The 21,821-nt window shown below is 70.6% G+C and carries 21 protein-coding genes and 1 other RNA gene; 11 read left to right on the top strand and 11 right to left on the bottom strand.

The features are described 5' to 3' along the window. Positions 1–3 precede the first annotated feature (3 nt). Positions 4–996: an alpha/beta fold hydrolase gene (locus DA075_RS28835; protein ID WP_099956867.1), complete on the bottom strand. Its 993-nt coding sequence runs from the start codon at positions 994–996 to the stop codon at positions 4–6. Between the two features lie 329 nt (positions 997–1,325). Here DA075_RS28835 and DA075_RS28840 point away from each other — a divergent pair, with 329 nt between their 5' ends. The 9 genes from DA075_RS28840 to DA075_RS28880 all read left to right on the top strand — a co-directional run bounded on the left by DA075_RS28840 (position 1,326) and on the right by DA075_RS28880 (position 8,759). Continuing rightward, complete coding sequence (locus DA075_RS28840) at positions 1,326–2,693, top strand: RtcB family protein (RefSeq protein ID WP_244936424.1); 1,368 nt, start codon at positions 1,326–1,328, stop codon at positions 2,691–2,693. A 100-nt stretch (positions 2,694–2,793) separates the two neighbouring features. Further along, positions 2,794–2,890: signal recognition particle sRNA small type (gene ffs, locus DA075_RS28845), an RNA gene on the top strand. 64 nt (positions 2,891–2,954) lie between these two features. Further along, entirely contained in the window at positions 2,955–4,895 is a 1,941-nt protein-coding gene (locus DA075_RS28850; RefSeq protein ID WP_099956124.1) for a DNA polymerase III subunit gamma/tau, read from the top strand. Between the two features lie 78 nt (positions 4,896–4,973). After that, the gene (locus DA075_RS28855; protein ID WP_099956125.1) at positions 4,974–5,294 is read left to right on the top strand and encodes a YbaB/EbfC family nucleoid-associated protein; all 321 of its coding nucleotides are present in this window, start codon (positions 4,974–4,976) and stop codon (positions 5,292–5,294) included. A gap of 115 nt (positions 5,295–5,409) precedes the next feature. Beyond that, the gene (gene recR / locus DA075_RS28860) at positions 5,410–6,015 is read left to right on the top strand and encodes a recombination mediator RecR (RefSeq protein ID WP_099956126.1); all 606 of its coding nucleotides are present in this window, start codon (positions 5,410–5,412) and stop codon (positions 6,013–6,015) included. Between the two features lie 102 nt (positions 6,016–6,117). After that, the gene (gene def, locus DA075_RS28865; protein ID WP_099956127.1) at positions 6,118–6,633 is read left to right on the top strand and encodes a peptide deformylase; all 516 of its coding nucleotides are present in this window, start codon (positions 6,118–6,120) and stop codon (positions 6,631–6,633) included. A 5-nt stretch (positions 6,634–6,638) separates the two neighbouring features. Then, the gene (gene fmt, locus DA075_RS28870; protein WP_099956128.1) at positions 6,639–7,571 is read left to right on the top strand and encodes a methionyl-tRNA formyltransferase; all 933 of its coding nucleotides are present in this window, start codon (positions 6,639–6,641) and stop codon (positions 7,569–7,571) included. Next, positions 7,571–8,323 carry a tRNA pseudouridine(38-40) synthase TruA gene (truA, locus tag DA075_RS28875; protein ID WP_099956129.1) on the top strand — a complete coding sequence of 251 codons (753 nt, stop codon included), beginning with the start codon at positions 7,571–7,573 and terminating at the stop codon, positions 8,321–8,323. Before fmt ends, truA begins: the two co-directional genes overlap by 1 nt. 19 nt (positions 8,324–8,342) lie before the next feature. Further along, on the top strand, positions 8,343–8,759 hold the full coding sequence (locus DA075_RS28880; protein ID WP_123834478.1) for a CCDC90 family protein: 417 nt from the start codon (positions 8,343–8,345) through the stop codon (positions 8,757–8,759). 150 nt (positions 8,760–8,909) lie between these two features. Here the strand turns inward: DA075_RS28880 and DA075_RS28885 are convergent, their stop codons facing one another. Both DA075_RS28885 and dapE read right to left on the bottom strand, forming a co-directional pair. Beyond that, complete coding sequence (locus tag DA075_RS28885; protein ID WP_099956131.1) at positions 8,910–9,479, bottom strand: hypothetical protein; 570 nt, start codon at positions 9,477–9,479, stop codon at positions 8,910–8,912. Positions 9,480–9,530: 51 nt separating this feature from the next. Next, entirely contained in the window at positions 9,531–10,718 is a 1,188-nt protein-coding gene (gene dapE / locus DA075_RS28890; protein WP_099956132.1) for a succinyl-diaminopimelate desuccinylase, read from the bottom strand. 173 nt (positions 10,719–10,891) lie between these two features. On the opposite strand from dapE, the gene DA075_RS28895 reads away from it, so the two are divergent. Then, positions 10,892–11,671 carry a HesA/MoeB/ThiF family protein gene (locus DA075_RS28895; protein ID WP_099956133.1) on the top strand — a complete coding sequence of 260 codons (780 nt, stop codon included), beginning with the start codon at positions 10,892–10,894 and terminating at the stop codon, positions 11,669–11,671. A gap of 19 nt (positions 11,672–11,690) precedes the next feature. On the opposite strand, the gene DA075_RS28900 is transcribed toward DA075_RS28895, so the two are convergent. The 8 genes from DA075_RS28900 to rpmI form a co-directional block, all read right to left on the bottom strand. Further along, a complete protein-coding gene (locus DA075_RS28900; RefSeq protein ID WP_232386981.1) occupies positions 11,691–13,676 on the bottom strand; it encodes a methyl-accepting chemotaxis protein in 1,986 nt (661 codons plus the stop codon). A gap of 417 nt (positions 13,677–14,093) precedes the next feature. Then, positions 14,094–15,017: a YecA family protein gene (locus DA075_RS28905; protein WP_099956134.1), complete on the bottom strand. Its 924-nt coding sequence runs from the start codon at positions 15,015–15,017 to the stop codon at positions 14,094–14,096. A 61-nt stretch (positions 15,018–15,078) separates the two neighbouring features. Continuing rightward, positions 15,079–17,502, bottom strand: a complete 2,424-nt coding sequence (gene pheT, locus DA075_RS28910; RefSeq protein ID WP_099956135.1) for a phenylalanine--tRNA ligase subunit beta — start codon at positions 17,500–17,502, stop codon at positions 15,079–15,081. Positions 17,503–17,520: 18 nt separating this feature from the next. Further along, the gene (locus DA075_RS28915; RefSeq protein WP_099956136.1) at positions 17,521–18,006 is read right to left on the bottom strand and encodes a hypothetical protein; all 486 of its coding nucleotides are present in this window, start codon (positions 18,004–18,006) and stop codon (positions 17,521–17,523) included. Next, positions 17,990–18,346, bottom strand: a complete 357-nt coding sequence (locus DA075_RS28920) for a hypothetical protein (RefSeq protein WP_099956137.1) — start codon at positions 18,344–18,346, stop codon at positions 17,990–17,992. Before DA075_RS28920 ends, DA075_RS28915 begins: the two co-directional genes overlap by 17 nt. A gap of 23 nt (positions 18,347–18,369) precedes the next feature. Beyond that, positions 18,370–19,452 carry a phenylalanine--tRNA ligase subunit alpha gene (gene pheS, locus DA075_RS28925; protein WP_099956138.1) on the bottom strand — a complete coding sequence of 361 codons (1,083 nt, stop codon included), beginning with the start codon at positions 19,450–19,452 and terminating at the stop codon, positions 18,370–18,372. Positions 19,453–19,619: 167 nt separating this feature from the next. Beyond that, positions 19,620–19,997 (bottom strand): 50S ribosomal protein L20, encoded by a 378-nt coding sequence (gene rplT, locus DA075_RS28930; RefSeq protein WP_048428158.1) that lies wholly within the window; start codon positions 19,995–19,997, stop codon positions 19,620–19,622. 66 nt (positions 19,998–20,063) lie between these two features. Next, positions 20,064–20,267 (bottom strand): 50S ribosomal protein L35, encoded by a 204-nt coding sequence (gene rpmI, locus DA075_RS28935; RefSeq protein ID WP_007561407.1) that lies wholly within the window; start codon positions 20,265–20,267, stop codon positions 20,064–20,066. 350 nt (positions 20,268–20,617) lie between these two features. Here rpmI and DA075_RS28940 point away from each other — a divergent pair, with 350 nt between their 5' ends. After that, a complete protein-coding gene (locus tag DA075_RS28940; protein WP_099956139.1) occupies positions 20,618–21,751 on the top strand; it encodes a glycosyltransferase family 4 protein in 1,134 nt (377 codons plus the stop codon). Positions 21,752–21,821 lie beyond the last annotated feature (70 nt).

Raw genomic sequence — 21,821 nt, forward strand, 5'->3', positions numbered from 1 at the left:
GCGTCACCGCACCGCCAGCTCCCTCAGCAGCGCTTCATGAAACCGGTCCGGCGCCTCGACCTGCGGCGAGTGGCCCAATCCCTCGAACGTCACCAGCCGCGCCCCCTCGATCCGCGCCGCCACCTCGGGCCCGAGCTTGTCGTAGCGCCCGAGCGTCGCGGCGAGGTCCGGCGCGGCGCGGTTGGCGCCCGGAGCCGTGCGGTCCTTGTCGCCGACCATCAGCACGGTCGGCACGCGCAGGCGGTCGAGTTCGTGCACCACCGGCTGGGTGAACACCATGTCCGAGGTCTGGGCCTGGTTCCAGGCCACGCGCTCGGCGCCGGGACCGGCACAGAGCCCGGCCTGCATGTCGACCCATCGATCATACTCGGGCTTCCACTGGCCATCATAGTAGAACTTGAGCTGGTAGGCCTTGATGCTGGCCGCGCTCGTCTTGCGCTCGGCGGCATAGGCCGCGTCGATGGTCTGGTAGGGCACGCCCTTGGCTTGCCAATCCTCGAGCCCGAGAGGATCGACCATCACCAGCCGCTCGACGGAACCGGGGAACATCAGGGCGTAGCGGGCCGCCAGCATGCCGCCCATCGAGTGCCCGACGATGGTGGCCTGTCCGATTCCGAGGGCGGCGAGAAGGCCGTGGGTGTTGGTGGCGAGTTGCTGGAAGCTGAACTGGTAGCCGACGGGCTTCGTCGACTTGCAGAACCCGACCTGGTCGAGGGCGAGCACCCGGTAGCCCGCCCGCGCCAGCACGCCGGCGGTGTCGCCCCAGGTCGCGGCGCAGAAGTTCTTGCCGTGGAGCAGCACCACCGTACGGCCGTTCGGGCGCTCGGGGGTCACGTCCATGAAGGCCATCGACAGGTCCTGACCCTGCGACGCGAAGGCGTGGCGCTTGACCGGGTAGGGATAGTCGAAGCCCTCGAGCTCGGGCCCGTAGGAGGGGGCGGCGGACACCGCCTTGGCAGAGAGGACGAGGACGGCGGCGAAGAGCGGGAGGCGCATCGGGCAGGTCTTCAACATCAGGCAGGTCTCCAGAGGGGATGCGAAGCTCTTACAACTCGGTCGCCTCGTCGCAGAGTCTCGATCGGGTCGATGGCGATGTCCGCTCGGGCGGATGACGGCCGGGCGGGGCACGGCCGCGACGGGCTGCCAGCCCGGCCCCGCCTGACTCTCGCCGCACGGCACGAAGGCCGGCTGGAACGCCGCCTGCCGCTGGGTTAGCCTGGCGCCTGTCGCGCAGGTTCGGAGCCCGGGGAGAAAGCACCGGCTCCGCGACCGTCCCGGAGGGGCACGGGCGACCACTGCGGATCGTCACGACAGGAGAGGACACCGTGATCGATGGAGCGACCCTGATCGCGTGGGGCTTCCAGCCCGGGCGCTGGTTCAAGCAGGGCATCGCGACCGCCAACGCCATGCGTGCCGCAGGCGAGAGCGACGACGCGATCCTCGCCCGCCTGCGGAATCTCGCGCCGGTCGAGATCCCGATGCGGGCGACCGGCCTGCCCTACGGCCTGTTCCTCGATGCCGGGACGCCGGCCGAGCGGGCGAATGCCGACGCCGTCGCGGCGCATATGGACGCGCTGATGCGGGTGCCGACGATCAAGGCCGGGGCCGTGATGCCGGATGCCTGCCCGTCGGGATCGCAGATCGGCACGATCCCGGTCGGCGGCGCGGTGGCGTGCGAAAACGCCATCCATCCCGGCTTCCACTCGTCGGACATCTGCTGCTCGGTCGCCGTCACGATCTTCAAGCGCGACGACGATCCGTCGCGGGTGCTCGACGCCGTGCAGCGGGTGACGCATTTCGGGCCCGGCGGCCGCGCCGACGCGATCCGCCCCGTCTTCGAGGGTACGGAGGCTTTCTCGGACAACCCATTCCTGAAGGACCTCGAGACCGTCGCGCTCAAGCATTTCGGCAGCCAGGGCGACGGCAACCACTTCGCCTATGTCGGGCGGCTCAAGTCGACGGGACAGATCGCCCTCGTCACGCATCACGGCTCGCGCGGCCTCGGCGCGCAGCTCTACAAGCGCGGCATGACGGCGGCGAGGCGCCATACCGCGATCGTGGCGCCGGAGGTGCCGGCGCACAATGCCTGGATCGAGGCCGATGGCCGGGAGGGCCGGGATTACTGGCGGGCGCTGCAGGTCGTGCGGAGCTGGACCAAGGCCAACCACGCGATCATCCACGCGATGGTGCGCGAGGAGATCGGCAATCCTGTCGATGACGCGTTCTGGAACGAGCACAACTTCGTGTTCCAGCGCGACGACGGGCTGTTCTACCACGGCAAGGGCGCGACGCCGTCGTGGTCGGGCTATGCGGCGGACGACGACGGCCGGACCCTGATCCCGCTCAACATGAGCGAGCCGATCCTCATCGTCGCGCATCGCGACCGTGAGGGATCGCTCGGCTTCGCCCCGCACGGCGCCGGCCGCAACGCTTCGCGCAGCCGGCACCTGCGGGAGAACGGCGACGCGCTCGCCGCTGAACTCGCGGCGTTGCAGGCAAGCGGCCTCGACATCCGGTCCTATTGCGGCATCCCCGACCACTCTGAGCTGCCCTCGGCCTACAAGGACGCCGCCTCGGTGCGGGCCCAGATCGCGAAGTACGACCTGGCGCAGGTCGTGGACGAGATCGAGCCGTGCGGGTCGATCATGGCCGGCGACTGGGAGCGCGATGCGCCGTGGCGGAAGGGCCGGTGAGCAAGGGCCCGTGAGCAGACGGCGTTCGCGGCCATCGGGAGTTCGAGGCTCGGCCAGACCCCCGCTTGCGTTTCGGGCTTCGTCCCGCCATATAGGCCTCGGGAGGTTGGCGAGGGACGTTTCACTCGCCAACCGGGTCAGGTCCGGAAGGAAGCAGCCCTAACGAGACCGAGCGGGTTTTCGTCCAGCCTCCCACCCTACTCCCTTTCAGGAGCGCGTGCGCCCCCATCCCGGGGGCCGCCCTCACGACCCTGCGAGCGCATGGACGAGACCTCCGGCACGCCCTCGATCGACGAGCCGGGTCTCCCCGGGTTCAGCGCGGCCGAGAGCCCGCAACCTGCCCGGCAGCCGGCCCCCGCCTACCGGGTCCTGGCGCGCAAGTACCGTCCCAAGGATTTCGACGACCTGATCGGCCAGGGCGCCATGGTGCGCACCCTGGCGAACGCCTTCGAGGCCGGCCGCATCCCGCAGGCCTGGATGCTCACCGGCGTGCGCGGCGTCGGCAAGACCACCACCGCCCGCATCCTCGCCCGCGGCCTGAACTACGCCCTGCCCGAGGACCCGAATGCCGGGCCGACGATCCGGCTGCCCCGGCTCGGCCTGCACTGCGCCGCCATCATGGAATCCCGGCACATCGACGTGCTGGAGATGGACGCCGCCTCGCATACCGGCATCGACGACGTCCGCCAGATCATCGACGGCATCCGGTACTCGCCGGTCTCGGCGCGCTACAAGGTCTACATCGTCGACGAGGTCCACATGCTGTCCGAGAAGGCGTTCAACGCCTTCCTGAAGACGCTGGAGGAGCCGCCGCCGCACGCGAAGTTCGTCTTCGCCACCACCGAGATCCGCAAGGTTCCGGTCACCATCCTGTCGCGCTGCCAGCGCTTCGACCTGCGCCGCGTCGAGGCGGGCGCGCTGATCGCGCATCTCCAGAAGATCTGCGACGCCGAGGGTGTCGCGGCCGAGGCCGAGGCGCTCGCCGCGATCGCCCGCGCCGCCGAGGGCTCGGTGCGCGACTCGCTCTCGCTCCTCGACCAGGCGATCGCCCACGGCGCCGGCCACGTCACCGCCGAGACGGTGCGCGACATGCTCGGGCTGGCCGACCGGGCCCGGGTCGTCGACCTGTTCGAGGCGGCGATGCGCGGCGACGTGCCCGCCACCTTCGCGGAATTGCGGGCGCAGCACGAATCCGGGGCCGACCCGGCCGTGGTGCTCTCCGACCTCGCCGAGTTCACTCACCTCGTCACCCGCCTCAAGCTCGCCCCCGATTCGGCCCGCTCCGACACCTCGCTGAGCGAGGTCGAGCGGGTGCGCGGCGGCGATTTCGCCGACCGGCTCTCGGTGCGGGCCCTCTCCCGCGCCTGGCAGATCCTGCTCAAGGCGATCCCCGAGGTGCAGGCGGCGACCCGGCCGCTGGCGGCGGCCGAGATGGCGCTGGTGCGCCTGATCTACGCCGCCGACCTGCCGACGCCGGACGAGGCCCTGCGCCAGATCCGGGAGGGCGGCAGCGTCGGCCTCCCGGCTCGGGCGCCGGCGGCCGTTCAACCCGTTGCGCCGGTGGCGCAGGCGGCGCCGACATTACGCGAGATCCCGGCTTCCGCGCCCGTCGCCCTGCGCGGGCCGGCGGCCGCCGCGGCGGCGCCGGCCCTGGCGCGCAGCCTGCCGGAGGTGCCCCCGGCCGAGGCGGCGCCCCGCCCCGCGCCGCCTCCCGCAGCGACGCCGCGCCCGACGCTGGTCCAGCCCGCCCCGGCTCCCAAACTCGCCGCCAAGGCGGAATCCGGCCCGCGGCTGCGCCGGTTCGAGGACGTGGTGGCGCTCGCTGACGAGCGCCGCGACATCGGCCTGAAGATGGCGCTGGAGCGGGACGTGCACCTCGTCCGCTTCGAGGACGGCCGGATCGAGTTCCGTCTCGCCGAGGGCGGACGCGCGACGCTCGGTACCGACCTTGCCCGCGCCCTGGAGGCCTGGACCGGCCGGCGCTGGGTAGTGGCCCTGTCGCAGGAGACCGGCGAGCAGACGCTCGACGCCCGGGCCAGGGCCGCGGTCGAAAGCCGCCACCAGGGCGCGGCGAGTCATCCGCTGGTCCAGGCGGTGCTGAAGAACTTCCCGGGCGCCCAGATCGTCGACGTGCGCGACAAGACGCTGGAGCCCCCGGCCCTCGACGAGGCGCCGCCGGATTCCGACGATCCGGATCTGTAACCGGCAGACCCGTAGCCGACGGCCCGCCGGCACCCCACATCCGTTTCGAATCCTGTCTCACATTGCGAGGACGCCGCCATGGACATCATGGGACTGATGAAGCAGGCCCAGGCCATGCAGAAGAAGATGGCCGACCTTCAGTCCGAGCTCGACGCCGTCCAGGTCTCGGGCGCGTCCGGCGGCGGCTCCGTCACGGTGACGATGACCGCGAAGGGCAACGTGAAGGGCCTCACCCTGGATGCCTCGCTGCTGGTGCCGGACGAGAAGGAGATCCTGGAGGACCTGATCGTCGCGGCGCTCAATGACGCCAAGGCCAAGGCCGAGCGGGCCGCGGAGGAGCGGATGCAGGAGCTGACCAAGGGCCTGCCGCTACCCCCGGGCATGAAGTTGCCGTTCTAGCGTTTCCGTCGCTCAGGTCGGGACTTTCTCAACCCGGATTGTGCGCATCCTCCTCTCCCCGCCCGCGGGGAGAGGGGGATTCAGGCGCATCGTCACCACGAAAGTCGAGTCATCCATGCCCCAGGCCGTCGCGGGTCCGGAGATCGAGCGGCTGATCCAGCTCCTGGCCCGCATGCCCGGCCTCGGGCCGCGCTCGGCCCGCCGGGCCGCGCTCCAGCTCATCAAGAAGCGCGAGACGCTGCTGGCGCCGCTCGCCGACGCCATGCGGGTCGCCGCCGACCGGATCGTGGTCTGCCACGAATGCGGCAACGTCGACACGCAGGATCCCTGCACGATCTGCCGCGACCAGAGCCGAGACCCCTCGATGCTGGTGGTGGTCGAGGACGTCTCGGACCTCTGGGCGCTGGAGCGCTCGGGCGCCGTGACGGCGCGCTACCACGTGCTCGGCGGCGTGCTCTCGGCCCTCGACGGGGTGCGGCCGGAGAACCTGAACCTCAGCCGCCTGGTCGAGCGGGTGAGCGCGCCCGAGATGCGCGAGGTGATCCTGGCACTCAACGCCACGGTCGACGGCCAGACCACCGCCCATTACGTCACCGAGCTCCTGACCCACCTGCCGATCAAGGTGACGCGGCTCGCCCACGGCGTGCCGGTCGGCGGCGAGCTCGACTACCTCGACGAGGGCACGCTGTCGGCGGCGATCCGCCAGCGCACCGCGTTCTAGGGGCGCTGCGACATCGGGTTTGACCCGGCGGACACGAATCCTTATTTCCCGGACACTTGCGGGCGCCCTTCGGCGCCCGGTCTCCCGATTGCCTGGCATCCAATGAGCATCCGTCCCCTCGTCATCCTGCCGGACGCGCGCTTGCGCGAGATCTCGGCGCCGGTCGGCACGATCACCGGCGAGGTGCGGAAGCTCGCGGCCGACATGCTGGAGACGATGTACGACGCTCCCGGCGTCGGCCTCGCCGGCATCCAGATCGGCGAGCCAGTGCGCATCGTGACCATCGACACGTCCAAGGAGAAGGACGAGCGCAAGCCCCTCGTGCTCCTCGATCCGGAGATCGTCTGGACCTCGGACGAGACCCGGCCCTACGAGGAGGGCTGCCTGTCGATCCCCGATTACTACGCCGAGGTGATCCGCCCCGACCGGGTGCGGGTGCGGTTCCGCACCCTCGACGGCGAGACCGTGGAACAGGAGGCCGACGGGCTCCTGGCCACCTGCCTCCAGCACGAGATCGACCACCTCAACGGCGTGCTCTTCATCGACCATCTGTCCAAGCTCAAGCGCGACCGGGTGATGAAGAAGTTCGCCAAGGCGGCCAAGCGCGAAGCCGCGTAGCGACCATGCCCCTCAAGGTCGTGTTCATGGGCACCCCAGATTTTGCGGTGCCGACCCTCGCCGAGATCGTCGGCGGCGGCCACGAGGTGGTGGCGGTCTATACCCGCGCGCCGGCCCCGGCCGGCCGCGGCATGTCCTTACGCCCCTCGCCGGTCCAGGCCCTGGCGGAGAAGTTCGGGCTGCCCGTCCTGACGCCCAAGACCCTGCGCACCGAGGAAGCGGCCGAGACCTTTCGGGGTCACGGCGCCGACGTCGCCGTGGTGGTGGCCTACGGCATGATCCTGCCCCCGGCGATCCTCGACGCGCCGGCTCTCGGGTGCCTCAACCTGCACGCCTCGCTGCTGCCGCGCTGGCGCGGCGCGGCGCCGATCCAGCGCGCCGTGATGGCGGGCGACGAGGAGACCGGCGTCGCGGTGATGCGGATGGAGCCCGGGCTCGATACCGGCCCGCTCGGCATGGTCGAGCGGGTGGCGATCACCCCCGACATGACGGCCGGCGAATTGCACGACCGGCTGATGCCGCTCGGCGCCGACCTGATGGCGCGGGCGCTGGGCGCGCTCGAGCGCGGCAACCTGCAATTCCGGACGCAGAGCCCGGAGGGCGTCGTCTACGCCCACAAGATCACCAACGAGGAGGCGCGGCTCGACTGGTCGCAAGCCGCCAAGACCCTCCACGACCGGGTGCGCGGCCTGTCGCCCTTCCCGGGCGCCTATGTCACGGCCGATCTCGGCCGCGGGCCGGAGCGGGTGAAGGTGCTGCGGGCGCGCCTCGCCTCCGGGTCGGGAGAGCCCGGCACGCTGCTGGACGCCGCCGGCACGGTCGCGGCCGGCGAGGGCGCGTTGCGCCTCGTCACCGTGCAGCCCGCCGGCAAGGGCGCGATGGCGTTCGAGGATTTCGCCCGCGGCCGGCGGCTCGAGCCCGGCGCCCGCCTCGCCTGATGCCGCGCTACAAGCTCGTCGTCGAGTATGACGGCACCGCCTTCGCCGGCTGGCAGCGGCAGGCCGCCGACCGCTCGGTGCAGCAGGCGCTGGAGGAGGCGATCGCCCGCTTCGTCGGCGGCCCGGTGCGGGTCCATTGCGCCGGACGCACCGATGCCGGCGTGCACGCCACGCACCAGGTCGTCCATCTCGACCTCGACAAGCCGTGGCGCACCGACACGGTGCGCGACGCCGCCAACGCCCATCTGCGGCCCGAGCCGGTGGCGGTGATCTCGGCCGCCGAGGTCGGGCCGGATTTCGACGCCCGCCACTCGGCGATCAAGCGCCACTACCGCTACCGTATCCTCAACCGCCGCAGCCCGCCGGCGCTGACCCGCGGCTTCGTCTGGCACGTGCCCTGGGCGCTCGATGCCGGGCTGATGCACGAGGCGGCGCAGCTGATGCTCGGCCGGCACGATTTCTCCGCCTTCCGGGCGGCGGAGTGCCAGGCCAACAGCCCTGTGCGCACCCTCGACCGGCTCGACGTGAGACGGGAGGGCGAGGAGATCGTGGCGATCACCGCCGCGCGCTCGTTCCTGCATCACCAGGTCCGTGGCATGGTCGGCACCCTGATGCTCGCCGGCGGCGGCCGGCTCACCCCGCAGGGCGTGCGCGACGTGCTCGATTCCCGCGACCGCACCCGCTGCGGGCCGCTGGCCCCCTCCGGCGGGCTGACGCTGATCGGGGTGGATTATCCGGCCGAGTTCGGGTGACCTTGCGTCATTGCGGTGCTTGGGCGGATCCGGCGCTTCTGGCATCGTGAGAATCGCCGGAGTCGAGCCGCCGACCCTGACTGCCATCGCCTTCGAGACTTACGCCCTCGTCCGTCGGCCCAAGGCGTCCGGCTTCTCGGAGGATCAGGCCGAAGCGATCACGGGCGCACCGAGGGACGGGCGCGAATCGGAACTGGCGTCACTGGCGACCAAGGCCGACCTGCGGAAGACCGAAATTCGCCTGGAAGCGAAACCAACGGACCTTTCCCAGAAGGTCGCTGCGCTCTCCCACCGAACGGATCTCGGCTTGGCGGCGGGCCGAGCCGACTTGAAGCTCCTCGAACAGCGAATGATCGTGACGCTCGGCACGCTGGCCGCAGCGGGGATCGGGATCCTGATCGCCGCCATCCGCTACCTGCCGCCGGCAGGACATTGACCATCCGCGCGACGGACGATGCCGGCTGGCCTGCGTCGACGCAGCTCGGTGTCATCCCGGGGCTCGCCGCAGGCAAGAACCCGGGATGACGCTGAGGGTGGTCTTGTCGTCGCTCGTCCCGACAAGCTTTCGGTGACGTTCAGCGACCGGTCACACCAAGGCATGCGCCCCACCGGCCATGCCGGCGACGAGGCCGAAGCAGGCGAGCGTGACCAGCGCCGCGACGGGCGCCGGCAGGCCGAGGATCGCCCGGGCGGCGCGGGCGTGCAGCCACAGCAGCACCACCAGGAAGGCGGCGGCATCGAGCGCCGCGAGGCCCGGCGTGGCCAGATCGAGGAGGAGCAGGCTGCCCGGCAGCGCCAGGACGGCGAGGCCCGCCGCCAGGCACCAGTTGGTCACGACCACGAAGGGCACGTAGGCTCGCCTGCGGTCGAGGCGGCGCAGGATCGCGATCATCGCCAGGGGCACGGCGAGGAAGCCCGCCACCAGCCCGGTGACGACCGACACGGTGACATGGTCGAGTTGGAACGGCGCGGCGCCGGCCCCGCGCTCCAGGGCGAGCGCCACCGTGACCGCCGGCGCGGTGAGCCAGATCGCCCCGAAGGAGCGCCAGAAGCCGCGCTCGCTCACATCGAAATGGCGCAGGGCATCCGGCCGGCGGCCGATCAGGCCGGCCGTGCCGCGCAAGGAGCGGGTCACCTCGTCAGCGCTCACGAACATCGGCGGCCTCCAGGATCGAGGCTGCCAGATTCAACTTTCGTCTAATGCCGGTCAAGCCTGACGCGGCGACGCGGCAGCATCAGGAAAATAAGCCTCCAGCACCCGCCGGTAGATCGCCGTCAGCCGGTCGAGATCCGAGACCGCCACCCGCTCGTCGACCTGGTGCATCGTCTGCCCGACGAGGCCGAACTCGATGACCGGGCAAGCATCCTTGATGAAGCGGGCATCCGAGGTGCCGCCGGTGGTCGAGAGGGCGGGCCGGCGGCCGGTCTCGGCCTCGATGGCGTCGGCCACCTGCTCCACGAAGGCGTCGGGCACGGTCAGGAAGGCGACGGAGTTGGTCGGGCGGACGTCGAGCGTGTAGCGCACCGCGTTGCCGGCCGCCGCCTCCAGGCGCCGTTCCAGCTCGGCGGCCAGGGTCTCGGGCGTCCAGAGGTCGTTAAAGCGGACGTTGAACGTCGCCCGCGCCTCGGCCGGGATCACGTTGGTCGCCGGATTGCCGACATCCATCGTGGTGAATTCGAGGTTCGAGGCGTCGAAATGCGCCGTGCCGGCATCGAGCGGGCTCGCGAGCAGCCCCTGCGCGAGGCGCAGGAGGCCGGGGATCGGGTTCTCGGCCCGGTGCGGATAGGCGACGTGGCCCTGCACGCCGTGCACGGTCAGGGTCGCGGTGAGCGAGCCGCGCCGGCCGATCTTGATCATCTCGCCCAAGGCGTCGGGATTGGTCGGCTCGCCGAGCAGGCAGTGGCTGAAGCGCTCGCCCCGCGCCTGGGCCCAGTCGAGGAGCTTGACGGTGCCGTTCACCGCCGGCCCCTCCTCGTCGCCGGTGATCAGGAACGCGATCGCGCCGCCGAAATCCGGCCCGCGCTGCCTGAGGAAGGCCAGGACCGCCGCCAGCATGCAGGCGATGCCGCCCTTCATGTCGACGGCGCCGCGCCCGAACAGCGCCCCGCCCTCGACCGTGCCGGCGAAGGGGTCGTGGCGCCAGGCTGACGGATCGCCCGGCGGCACCACGTCGGTGTGGCCGGCCAACAGCAGGCACGGCCCCTCGCCGATGCGGGCATAGAGATTCTCGATGTCCGGCGTGCCTGCTTCCGAGAAGACCGGGCGCTCGACCGCGAAGCCGGCCGCGGCGAGGATCCCCGCGAGGTAGGCGAGCGCCCCGCCCTCGTGCGGCGTCACCGAGGGGCAGCGGATCAGCCCCTGAGCCAGGGCGAGGGGGGAATGCGAGTCGGTCACGGCGCGTATCCGCAAGATGCAAAGCCTCGGTAGCCGCGAGCCGTAGCGCCGAACGGCGCCGATGAGAACCGCCGCGATCGACGCCCTTCTCCTTCGCGGAGGCCCTCGCCCTCCCCGAGGCCCTTGCCCGCCGGGGCCTTCCCCGCGACCGGCGTCTCGCCTAACTAGGCGGCATGACCGCGCTCAGCCCCGACGAGATCGAACGCTACGCCCGCCACATCGTGCTGCGGGAGGTCGGCGGCCCCGGCCAGGTCCGCCTCAAGGCGGCGCGGGTGCTGGTGATCGGCGCCGGCGGCCTCGGCGCGCCGCTGATCCAGTACCTGGCGGCGGCCGGGATCGGCACGATCGGCATCGTCGACGACGATACGGTCTCGCTCTCGAACCTGCAGCGCCAGGTGATCCACGGCACACCGGATATCGGCCGGCCGAAGGTCGAGAGCGCGACGGAGGCCGTCGCCCGGCTCAACCCGAATGTCCGGGTCGAGACCCACGCCATCCGGCTCACCCCCGAGAATGCCGAGGCGCTGATCGCCGCATACGACCTCGTCGCCGACGGCTCGGACAACTTTTCGACCCGCTACGCCGTCTCGGATGCGTGCTACCGCGCCCGCCGGCCGCTGGTGACCGCGGCGCTGGGTCAGTTCGACGGATCGCTCACCACGATCCGGGCCCACGAGACCGGGCCGGACGGCCGGCCCAACCCGACCTATCGCTGCCTCTTCCCGAGCCCGCCGCCGGCCGGCTCGGTGCCCACCTGCGCCGAGGCCGGGGTGCTCGGCGCGCTGGCCGGCCTGATGGGCTCGCTGATGGCGCTGGAAGTCATCCGCGCCGTAGCGGGCTTCGGCGAGCCCCTGGTCGGCCGCCTGCTGATGGTCGATGCCCGGTCCCTGCGCTTCGAGACGCTGTCCTATGCCTGGGACCCGGGCAACCCGTTGAGCGGGACGGACCATTGAGGCCCGCCCCGGCGCTACGTCAGGCCGCCCGGATCTCGCCCAGGAACCCGTCGACCTCCTGCTTGACGGTCAGGGACTGCGTCGCCAGGTCGGCGGCGGCGGCGAGCACCTGCGCGGCCGCGCCACCGGTCTCGTCCGCCAGCGACAGCACGCGGGCGACGCTGGACGAGACATCCCGGGTGCCGCGCGCCGCCTCGTTCGCGTTGCGGGAGATTTCCGTCGTGGCCGCGGTCTGCTCCACCACCGTCGCCGCGATGGCGCTGCTGATCTCGTTCAGCGCCGCGATCGTGCCGCTGATCTGCCGGATGGCGTCGCCCGCCTGATCGGTGGCGGCCTGGATCGCGGTGATCTGCCCGCCGATCTCCTCGGTGGCCCGCGCGGTCTGTCCGGCCAGTTCCTTCACCTCCGCCGCGACGACCGCGAAGCCGCGGCCGGCCTCGCCCGCCCGGGCCGCCTCGATGGTGGCATTGAGCGCCAAGAGGTTGGTCTGGCTGGCGATGGCCGAGATGGTGGTGACGGCGGCCCCGATCTGCGTCGCGGCGGTGCCGAGGCTCGCCATCGCGGCGTTGGTGGCGTCGGCCTCGTGCGCGGCGTGGCCGGCCACCTCCCGGGAATGCACGACCTGGCGCTCGATCTCCCGCAGCGAGGCGACCATCTCCTCGGCCGCCGCCGCGACGGTCTGGACGTTGGCCGAGGTCTCCTCGGCGGCGGCGCTGGAGGCGACCGCCTGGGCGTTGGTGCCGTCGGCGACCTGGGTCATCGACCGGGCGGTGGCGTCGAGCTCGGAGGCGGCCGAGGTGACGATCTCGAGCGAGCCGGCGACCCGCTGCTGGAAGGCGCTGATCAGCGCGTCGACCCGGTCGGCACGGCGCTGGCGGGCGGAGGCTTGTGCGGCCTGGTCGGCCTCCAGCGCGAGGCGCGCCACCGCGTTCTGGCGAAACACCTCCACGGCACGGGCCATCTCGCCCATCTCGTCGGTCGCATCCTGCGAGGGGACCTCGATGGCGGTCTCACCCGCGGCCAGGCGGCTCATCGCCCGGGTCATGCCGGAGATCGGCCGGGTGATGCTGCGCCCGATCAGCACCGCCGACGCGGCGCTGATCGCCAGGATCAGCGCCAGCAGCGCCACCTGCACCTGCTTCGTCGAGGCCATCGTGTCGCTGCTGCGGGTGGCGATGTCCTGGAGCACGGCATCCAGTTTGGTGCGGGCCTGCGTACCGGCAGCGGCGAGCGCCTCCGCCTTGGGCTTCAGGCCCTGCTCGTACAGGGCTTCGCTCTCGAGCATCGCGGAGGCCGCCGCCGTGATGTGCCGGTTGAGGCGATGCAGCGCCTCCTCGACGGTGGCGAGATCCCGTCGCTGCGCCGGCGTCAGGTTCAACGCCTTCAGCTTTCCGACCGAGGCCTCGGCGGTGGTGAAGGTCGCGGCCGAGAGCGCGCGGGTCTTCGGGTCGGTGGTCGCCAGGAAGCGCCAGTTCATGACGCGAAACAGCAGCAGGGTCCGCTCGATCTCCACCGCCTGGTCGAGGATCGCGTCGTCGCCGCCGGACCGGAGCTGGGCGACGAGCACGCCCGAGGCCTTGGTCAGGTCGTCGCCCGCAGTGTAGACGCCGGCCTTGTTCTCACGGATCTGCGTGCCCAGCGCGACCAGCTTGGGGAGTTCCGCTTCCAAGCCGTTCGACTGGTCGCGCAGGCCGGCATAGAGCGCGCGCCGCTCGTCCGACAGGGCCCGCGCGGCGAGCCCGTCGGCGAGCTGCGTCATCTCGGACAGGCTGGACTGCATCCCGGCGGCCCCGTCCGCGTTCGGCGTCATCCGGTACGTCAGGCTCTGCGCCAGGAAGTGGTCGGTCAGGCCGTTCAGCGTGTAGAGCTCGCGGGCCGCCCGCTCGAGCTGCGCCTTGGTGTCGAACATCCCGTCGAGGCTGCCGGTCTGCCGATAGGCGAAACCGCCCATCACGGCCGCGAGGATCGCCAGAAGCGTGAAGCCGCCGTACAAGCGTGCACGCATTTGGATGCGCATCGGATCGTTCACCCGCCAGAAAAGAGATGGCGTTAACGCTGCGGCAGATTTCAGAAAATTCCGTAAAATTTTTCGATTTTTTTGCCCATGAAAGTTTTTTCTTCCATTGATGCCCTTACAAGACAAGGCTGGAATTTTGTCAGCAATATCAAAACGAGCTGCCGTCGCGCCAAAATGAACGAATGAATCACATGGCATTCATTTTGAATTCCGGCAATCGCCCCTGTCTTTATTTGTCGCTTTCTGCGTCAAGCTTTGCCCGCACAGCCGCGAGGATTCGGCCCCTGCAGCCGCGTCGGCTCGACGGTCCGGATGGGGAATGTCCACGGGAAGTACATCCACGTAAGTCAGGGCGCCGGACCTGCCGGGACATCGCGCCCTCAGGCTCGGTCCAGCGCTCTGCCCTCAGCGTGCCGGCGGCAGCGGCGGCAGGGCCGCGAAGCCTTGCTCGACCTTGTCGAGGCAGCACTTCTTGAATTTCTTGCCGCTGCCGCACGGGCACGGATCGTTGCGACCCACGTCGCGGTAGGGGTTGCGCTCGGGGATCGGGAAGCCGTCCTCGTCGAGGTCGGGCAGGTGGTCGTAGGCGCCCTCGCGGGTGTGGTCGAGCGCCCCGACCAGGTCGTCGAGGTAATCGATCAGCAGGTCGTCGAAACGGTCGCGGCTCTTCGGCCGCAGGCGCGCCTCCTTGAGGGTGTCCTGCACCGTGCCCCAGTCGACGACGCTGCCGGCATTGCGGCCGTCCTTGCGCGCCGCCTTGAGGCGGGGAACGAGGTCGTCGAAGCCGAGAAGCGAGATCGCGTCCTCCCAGCCCTGCCAGACCTCCTCCGCGTCGGAGGCGCACAGGCGCTCGTCGTCGAACCGGACCAGGAACGCCTTCACCGCCTCGCGGTCGATGCGCCCGTCGGCGGTCAGCAGCGCGAGGGCGTGGAAGAGCTGCATCCGCGCGAGGCCGGCCGGGACCTCGCCGGCGATGGCGGCGAGCAGCCGGTCGGCATCGCCGTCGAAGCTGCCGGCGACGAGGGCCGCGAGGGTGTTCGGGTAATCTTCCCCGAGCGCGGCCGAGACCGCCCCCTCGTCGCGGCGCAGGAGGCGCATCAGGGCCGCGTGGATCCGGGTGTCGCGGGAAGAGGCCAGGACGTGGATGCCCCAGAAGAGCAGGCTCCGCTCGGGCTCGGTCAGCGCCTCGGGATCACCGTCGGCGGCACGGTCGAGGACGGCGAGGACCGGCTCGGCGATCGTCTCCGGCGCCGCCCGCGCCCGCTCCAGGGCCGCCTCCGGCAGATAGGTCGCCCCCGACAGCTCCCGGACCAGATCGGTCTCCGCCATGTCCGCCTTCCCCTCGCCGTTTCCGCCGGCGGCGCCCACCGCGCCGCCGGCCCGTCCGGGATCAGCCCCGCAGGGTCGCGCCGGTCTTGCGCGTCACCTCGGCGACGATCTTCTGGCTCACCGCCTCGATCTCGGCATCGGTGAGGGTGCGGTCGGTCGGCTGGAGCCGCAAGGCCACGGCGACGGACTTCTGGTCCTCGCCGATGCCGGCGCCCTCGTAGACGTCGAACACCTCGATGCCGGCGACGAGGGTGCGCTCGGCGCCTTGAGCCGCCTTCAGGATGTCGCCCGCCGCCACGCTGCGGGAGACCACGAAGGCGAAATCGCGGGTGAGCGGCTGGAAGTCGGGCAGGCTCGCCGCCGGCTTCATCTTGGTCGGCCGGTGCTTCGGGAGCGGCAGGGCGTCGAGGGTGATCTCGCAGACCACCACCGGGCCCTTGATGTCGAGGGCCTTCAGCACCCGCGGGTGCAGCTCGCCGAAGAATCCGACCTGGTTGCGCGGCCCGAACTGGAGCGTGCCGGAGCGGCCGGGATGCAGCCAGTCCGGCCCGCCGGCCACGACCTGGAGGCCGCCGGTCGGCACCCCGAGGGAGGTCAGGAGCGCCAGCGCGTCGGCCTTGGCCTCGAAGGCGTCGACGGGCCGGGCCGGGCCGTCCCAGTGCCGGCCGGCGCCGCCATGGCGGGCGGTGCCGCGGCGGAGCGCCGTCGCCTTGGTGGTCTGGCCCTCGGGCTGGTCGGAGGCGAAACACTGCCCGACCTCGAACAGCGCGACGTCGCCGTAGCCGCGGTCGGCGTTGCGCTGCGCGGCGCGGGCGAGGCCCGGCACCAGGCTCGGGCGCATGTCCGAGAGGTCGGCGGCGATCGGGTTGGCGAGCGCCAGCTCCGGCTTGCCGCCGCCGAACAGGGTCGCATCGCCATGGGCGATGAACGACCAGGTCACCGCCTCGACGAGGCCGCGGGCGGCGAATTCGCGCTTGGCCTGCCGGGTGCGCTTCTGCATCACGGTCAGGACCGGGCGGATGACGGTCGCTTCGATCCGCGGCAGGGGCTTCGGCTCGATCCGGTCGAGGCCGGCGATGCGGACGATCTCCTCAACGAGGTCGGCCTTGCCCTCGACGTCGGGGCGCCAGGACGGGGACAGCACTTTGGCCCGGTCGCCCGATCCGGCGACGTGGAAGCCGAGAGATTCCAGCATCACCTTCATCTCCGGCCGCGGCAGGTCGAGGCCCGACAGCCGGCGCACCTCGGTCCAGGGGAAGTCGATGATGCGGTCGGTGTCCGGCACCTCGCCCGACACGGTCGCCTCGCTCGGGCTGCCGCCGCAGAGGTCGAGCACCAGCTTGGTCGCGAGATCCAGGCCCGGCAGGGCGAAGGCCGGATCGACCCCGCGCTCGAAGCGGTAGCGGGCATCCGTCACGATGCCGAGGCGCCGGCCGGTGCGGGCGATGGCGAGCGGGTCCCACAGGGCCGATTCGATCAGCACGTCGGTCGTGCCCTCGTCGCAGCCGGAATGCTCCCCACCCATGATGCCGGCGATCGACTCGATTCCGGCCTCGTCGGCGATGACGATCGCGCCGTCGTCGAGCCGGTAGGTGCGCCCATCGAGGGCGACGATCTCCTCCCCGTCGCGGGCGCGGCGGACCGTGAGGTCGCCCTTCACCTTGGCGGCGTCGAAGACGTGGAGCGGCCGGCCGCGGTCGAAGGTGACGTAGTTGGTGATGTCGACCAGCGCATTGATCGGCCGCAGGCCGATGGCGGTGAGGCGTCGGCGCATCCACTCGGGCGAGGGCCCGTTCTTGACGCCGCGCACCAGCCGCAAGCCGAAGAGCGGGCAGAGATGCGCGTCGTCCGCGCCGAAGTCGCGCGTGACGGTGACCGGGCAGGGCCCCTCCCCCCGCACCGGCGCGAGATGCTCGCGCCGCAGGGTGCCGATGCCGGCGGCCGCGAGGTCGCGGGCGATGCCGTGGATGCCGGTGCAATCGGGCCGGTTCGGCGTCAGGTTGATCTCGATCACCGGGTCGTCGAGGCCGGCGAAGGCCGCAAAGGGCTGGCCGACCGGGGCGTCCTGGGGCAAGTCGAGGATGCCGTCATGGTCGTCGGACAGGCCGAGCTCGGCGCCCGAGCACAGCATGCCGCGGCTCTCGACCCCGCGGATCACCCCGACCGACAGGGTGATGTTCTTGCCCGGCACGTAGGTGCCGGGAGGCGCGAACACAGTTCTCATGCCGGCCCGCGCGTTCGGCGCGCCGCAGACCACCTGCACGGGCGCGCCCTCGCCGGTCTCGACGGTGCAGACCCGCAGGCGGTCGGCGTTGGGGTGCTGCTCGGCGGTGAGCACGGCGGCGATGCGGTAGGCCGAGAGATCCGCGGCCTTGTCCTCGACGCGCTCCACCTCCAGCCCGATGCGGGTCAGGGTCTCGACGATCAGGTCGAGGGAAGCGTCGGTGTCGAGATGGTCCTTGAGCCAGGCGAGGGTGAATTTCATGGGGCTAAACCTCTCGGCTCAGGCGAGCCGGGTCTTCGTGATGAGGAGGACGTCCAGGCGTCGGCACTGGTCGTCGTCGAGGGATTCGAGGTCGCAGACGGCCTGCTTCGCGCGGGCGACGACGTTGCGGGTCGCGTCGCGGTGGATGTTCAGGCTAGGGGGGCTGTAATCCGCCTGATGCCGGCGGTCCTGCAGGCAGGCGAAGGCCGCACCGATCTCGACGACGATCGGGCCGAGTTCGGCCGCTTCGCGCCCGGCCAGGCGCTTGCGGATCTGGCCGTGGTCGAGGAGCCGGTAGACCGGCTCCGTCAGCGCTGCGTCGCGCCGCCAGAGACCGAGTGCCCGGGTACAGACGAAGCAGAGCCCGTGGAACACGGCGTCGCAGGCACGGCTGACGGCGCGCCGCATCGCCGCCTTCCGCAGGTTGCGGCGCCCGCCCTGTTCGGCGAGCATGTCGGCAACCACCAGGAGGTCGTGGACGAGGGCATTACCGAGGCGTGGCATAAGCATCCTCTTCCACGTCCCTATCGTCCTCGTCGTCGCCCAAGCTCTTGTCGCCCAAGCTCCTGTCGCCCAAGCTCTCGTCGTCGGGGTCATCGAGATCGAGATAGGGAAAGCGCTCCTCCCCCTTCTCGCGCAGAGGCAGCCAGAGCGCCGCGTTGGCGACGTTGGACTCCTTGCCCCCGGTCACGCCCGAACCCGCCTTCATGGGGGCGACGACGAACAGCGACGGCTCGTCGGGCTGGTTGTAGCCCGGGCGCACCTCGACCCGCTCGCAGCCGGACTCGGCGAGATGCCGGGTCAGGATCTCGTCGGCGATCGTCGTGATCTCGTCCACGGTCATGGTGCGCCTCGCGGAAGCGTCTCTCAGCCAGTCAGGCCGCCGACCAGGCTCGGGATGTCGAGGGGCCGGAAGCCGTAATGCTCGAGCCAGCGCACGTCGGCCTCGAAGAACGGGCGCAGGTCCGGCATGCCGTATTTGAGCATCGCGATCCGGTCGATGCCCATCCCCCAGGCGAAGCCCTGCACACTGTCAGGGTCGAGACCGCAGTTCCGCAGCACGTTCGGATGGACCATGCCGCAGCCGAGGATCTCGAGCCAGTCGTCGCCCTCGCCGAAGCGGATCTCGCCCCCTTTGCGCGAGCACTGGATGTCGACCTCGGCCGAGGGCTCGGTGAAGGGGAAGAACGACGGCCGGAAGCGCATCTTGACGCTGTCGACCTCGAAGAATGCCTTGCAGAATTCCTCCAGGATCCACTTCAGGTGGCTGATGTTCGCCTGGCGGTCGATCACCAGGCCCTCGACCTGGTGGAACATCGGGGTGTGGGTCTGGTCGGAATCGTGCCGGTAGGTGCGGCCGGGGCAGATCACCCGGATCGGCGGCTGCACGCTGCGCATGGTGCGGACCTGCACCGGCGAGGTGTGGGTGCGCAGGAGCTTGCGCTTCCCGTCCCGGTCGGGCCGCAGGAAGAAGGTGTCGTGCATCTCCCGGGCCGGATGGCCCTCGGGGAAGTTGAGCGCGGTGAAGTTCAGCTCGTCGGTCTCGACGTCCGGGCCTTCGGCGATCGAGAAGCCCATATCGCCGAAGATCGCCGTGATCTCGTCCATCACCTGGGTGATCGGATGGATGCGGCCGCGGGTCTCGGGGCCCTCGCGCACCGGCAGGGTCACGTCGATGCGCTCGGCGGCGAGACGCGCCGTCAGCGCGGCCTCGGCGAGGGTGTCGCGCCGCGACTGGATCGCGCCCTGGACCCGGTCGCGCAGGCCGTTGATCAGCGGGCCCTGCTCCTTGCGCGCCTCAGGGCTCATGCCGCCTAAGGTCTTCAGCAGCTCGGAGACGGCGCCCTTCTTGCCGAGGGCCGCGACGCGCACGCCGTCGAGCGCCGCCTCGTCGGCGGCGTCGGCGACCTTGGCGAGGAGATCGGTTTCGAGGCTGGTGAGATCGGTCATGGTCTGCTCAATCGGGGCTCGCGGATGCCCTGCAACGCGCCGCCCCGCCCCGTCAACCCGGAGGCGGGAAACGACCCGCACAACGCAAAACGGCCCGCGCTTGCGGGCCGTGATGGTGCAGTCTCGGCAGATCGGGCCCGCCTGAGGGGGAGAGCCCGGACGTTGGCTTACGCCGCCTTGACGAGCTCGGCCGGCAGGGCCGACTTGGCCTTCTCGACCACGGCGACGAAGGCCGCCGGCTCGTGGATGGCGAGCTCCGACAGGGCCTTGCGGTCGACCTGGACGCCGGCCTTGGCCAGGCCGTCGATGAAGCGCGAATAGGTCAGGCCGTGCGGGCGGACCGCAGCGTTGATGCGCTGGATCCACAGGGCGCGGAAGTTGCGCTTCTTGTTCTTACGATCGCGGTAGGCATATTGCATGCCCTTTTCGACCGCCTGCTTGGCGATCCGGATCGTGTTCTTGCGCCGGCCGTAATAGCCCTTGGCGGCCTTGAAAACCTTCTTGTGCTTGGCGTGGCTGGTCACGCCGCGTTTGACGCGGGCCATGGTGATCTCCTGGAAATTCTACGAAACAGATTCGGGACGAAGCGTTGTCTTGCGCGAAGCCGGTTCTTACCGGGCGTTCGGCAGGAAGTACTTCTTCACGTTGGCGGCATCGCCCTCGAACAGGGTGGTCGTGCCGCGCAGGTTGCGGATCTGCTTCGTGGTCCGCTTGATCATGCCGTGGCGCTTGCCGGCCTGGGCGTACATGACCTTGCCGGTCCCGGTGATCTTGAAGCGCTTCTTGGCGCCCGACTTGGTCTTCAGCTTGGGCATTTTGCTCTCCTGACGCGAACTCCACCGGGGATCCGCCACGGGCGGGCCCCGACGATCGCGCTCGATCGAAGGTGTGGAGCGACACGAACCGCCACGGCAGCCCTCACGGCCGGGCGGTTCGGCGAGGCGCGCGATATAGCAGGGACCGAGGTCTCATGCAATCGTCGCATCGTTGGGCGCATCGAGCCCTGTGTGAGACGGGAACGACCGGGCCCGCGCTGTGGCGTTGTGCGCCGCACCGGAACCATAAGAGCGGGTGCGCGGTTTCGTTCATGTCCCGCTCAGGCCCCATCCTGCTTAAGTCCCGCCAACGTGAACCGCCCCCGCTTGGCGTCTCAGGAGAATCCGTCGTGCGCATTGCCCAGGTAGCCCCTCTCGCGGAAGCCGTTCCGCCGAAGTTCTACGGCGGCACCGAGCGTGTCGTCTCCTGGCTCACCGAGGAGCTGGTCCGGCAGGGCCATGACGTGACGCTGTTCGCGAGCGGCGACTCGGAGACGAGCGCCAAGCTGGTCGCCTGCTGCCCCGAGGGCCTGCGGCTCGCCGGCATCCGCGATCACGTCGCCAGTCACCTTGCCATGCTGTATCACCTGCGTCGGCGGGCGGACGAGTTCGACGTCATCCACTTCCACATCGACCTCCTGCAGTACCCGCTGTTCGAGGATCTGAACCACAAATGCGTCACCACCCTGCACGGGCGGCTCGACGTGCCTGACTTCATGCCGGTCTACCGCACCTTCACGGGCATGCCCCTGGTGTCGATCTCCGACCACCAGCGCGGGCCGATGCCCGAGAATGCCAACTGGCTCCAGACCATCCACCACGGCCTGCCGGCGGAGAATTGCCGCTTCTCGGCCAAGCCGAAGGACGGCGGCTATCTCGCCTTCCTCGGCCGCATCTCGCCCGAGAAGCGCCCCGACCGCGCGATCGAGATCGCCAAGGCCTCCGGCGTGAAGCTGAAGATCGCCGCCAAGGTCGACAAGGCGGACCAGGAATACTGGGACGAGGTCATCGAGCCGATGACCCATCATCCGCTGGTCGAGTATATCGGCGAGATCAACGAGGACCAGAAGCACGAATTCCTCGGCAACGCCCTGGCGCTGGCCTTCCCGATCGACTGGCCGGAGCCCTTCGGCCTGGTGATGATCGAGGCGATGTCGGCCGGCACCCCGGTGATCGCGTGGCGCAACGGCTCCGTGCCGGAGGTCATCAAGGACGGCGTGTCGGGCGTGGTGGTCGACTCGATGGACGAGGCGATCGCCGCGGTCGAGACCTGCAAGGCGATGAGCCGCGAGGGCGTGCGCCGCTACTTCGAGACCCGCTTCACCGCGAGCGTCATGGCCCGCTCCTACGTCGCCGCCTACGAGTCGCTGCTCGCCGGCGACCTCGACGCGATCAAGATCCCGGGCCTTACCATCGGCGCCCCCTCCGCCCTCAACGGGGTCGCCAACGGCGCCTCCGTGCGTCCGACGCTCCGGGCGATCTGATCCGTCGCACAGGCATTGATTGGCAATGAGGCCCGGTCCCCGCGAGGGGGGCCGGGCCTTTTGCTTGGGC

This window comes from Methylobacterium currus (assembly GCF_003058325.1).
In the GTDB taxonomy this organism is placed as follows: Bacteria; Pseudomonadota; Alphaproteobacteria; order Rhizobiales; family Beijerinckiaceae; genus Methylobacterium; species Methylobacterium currus.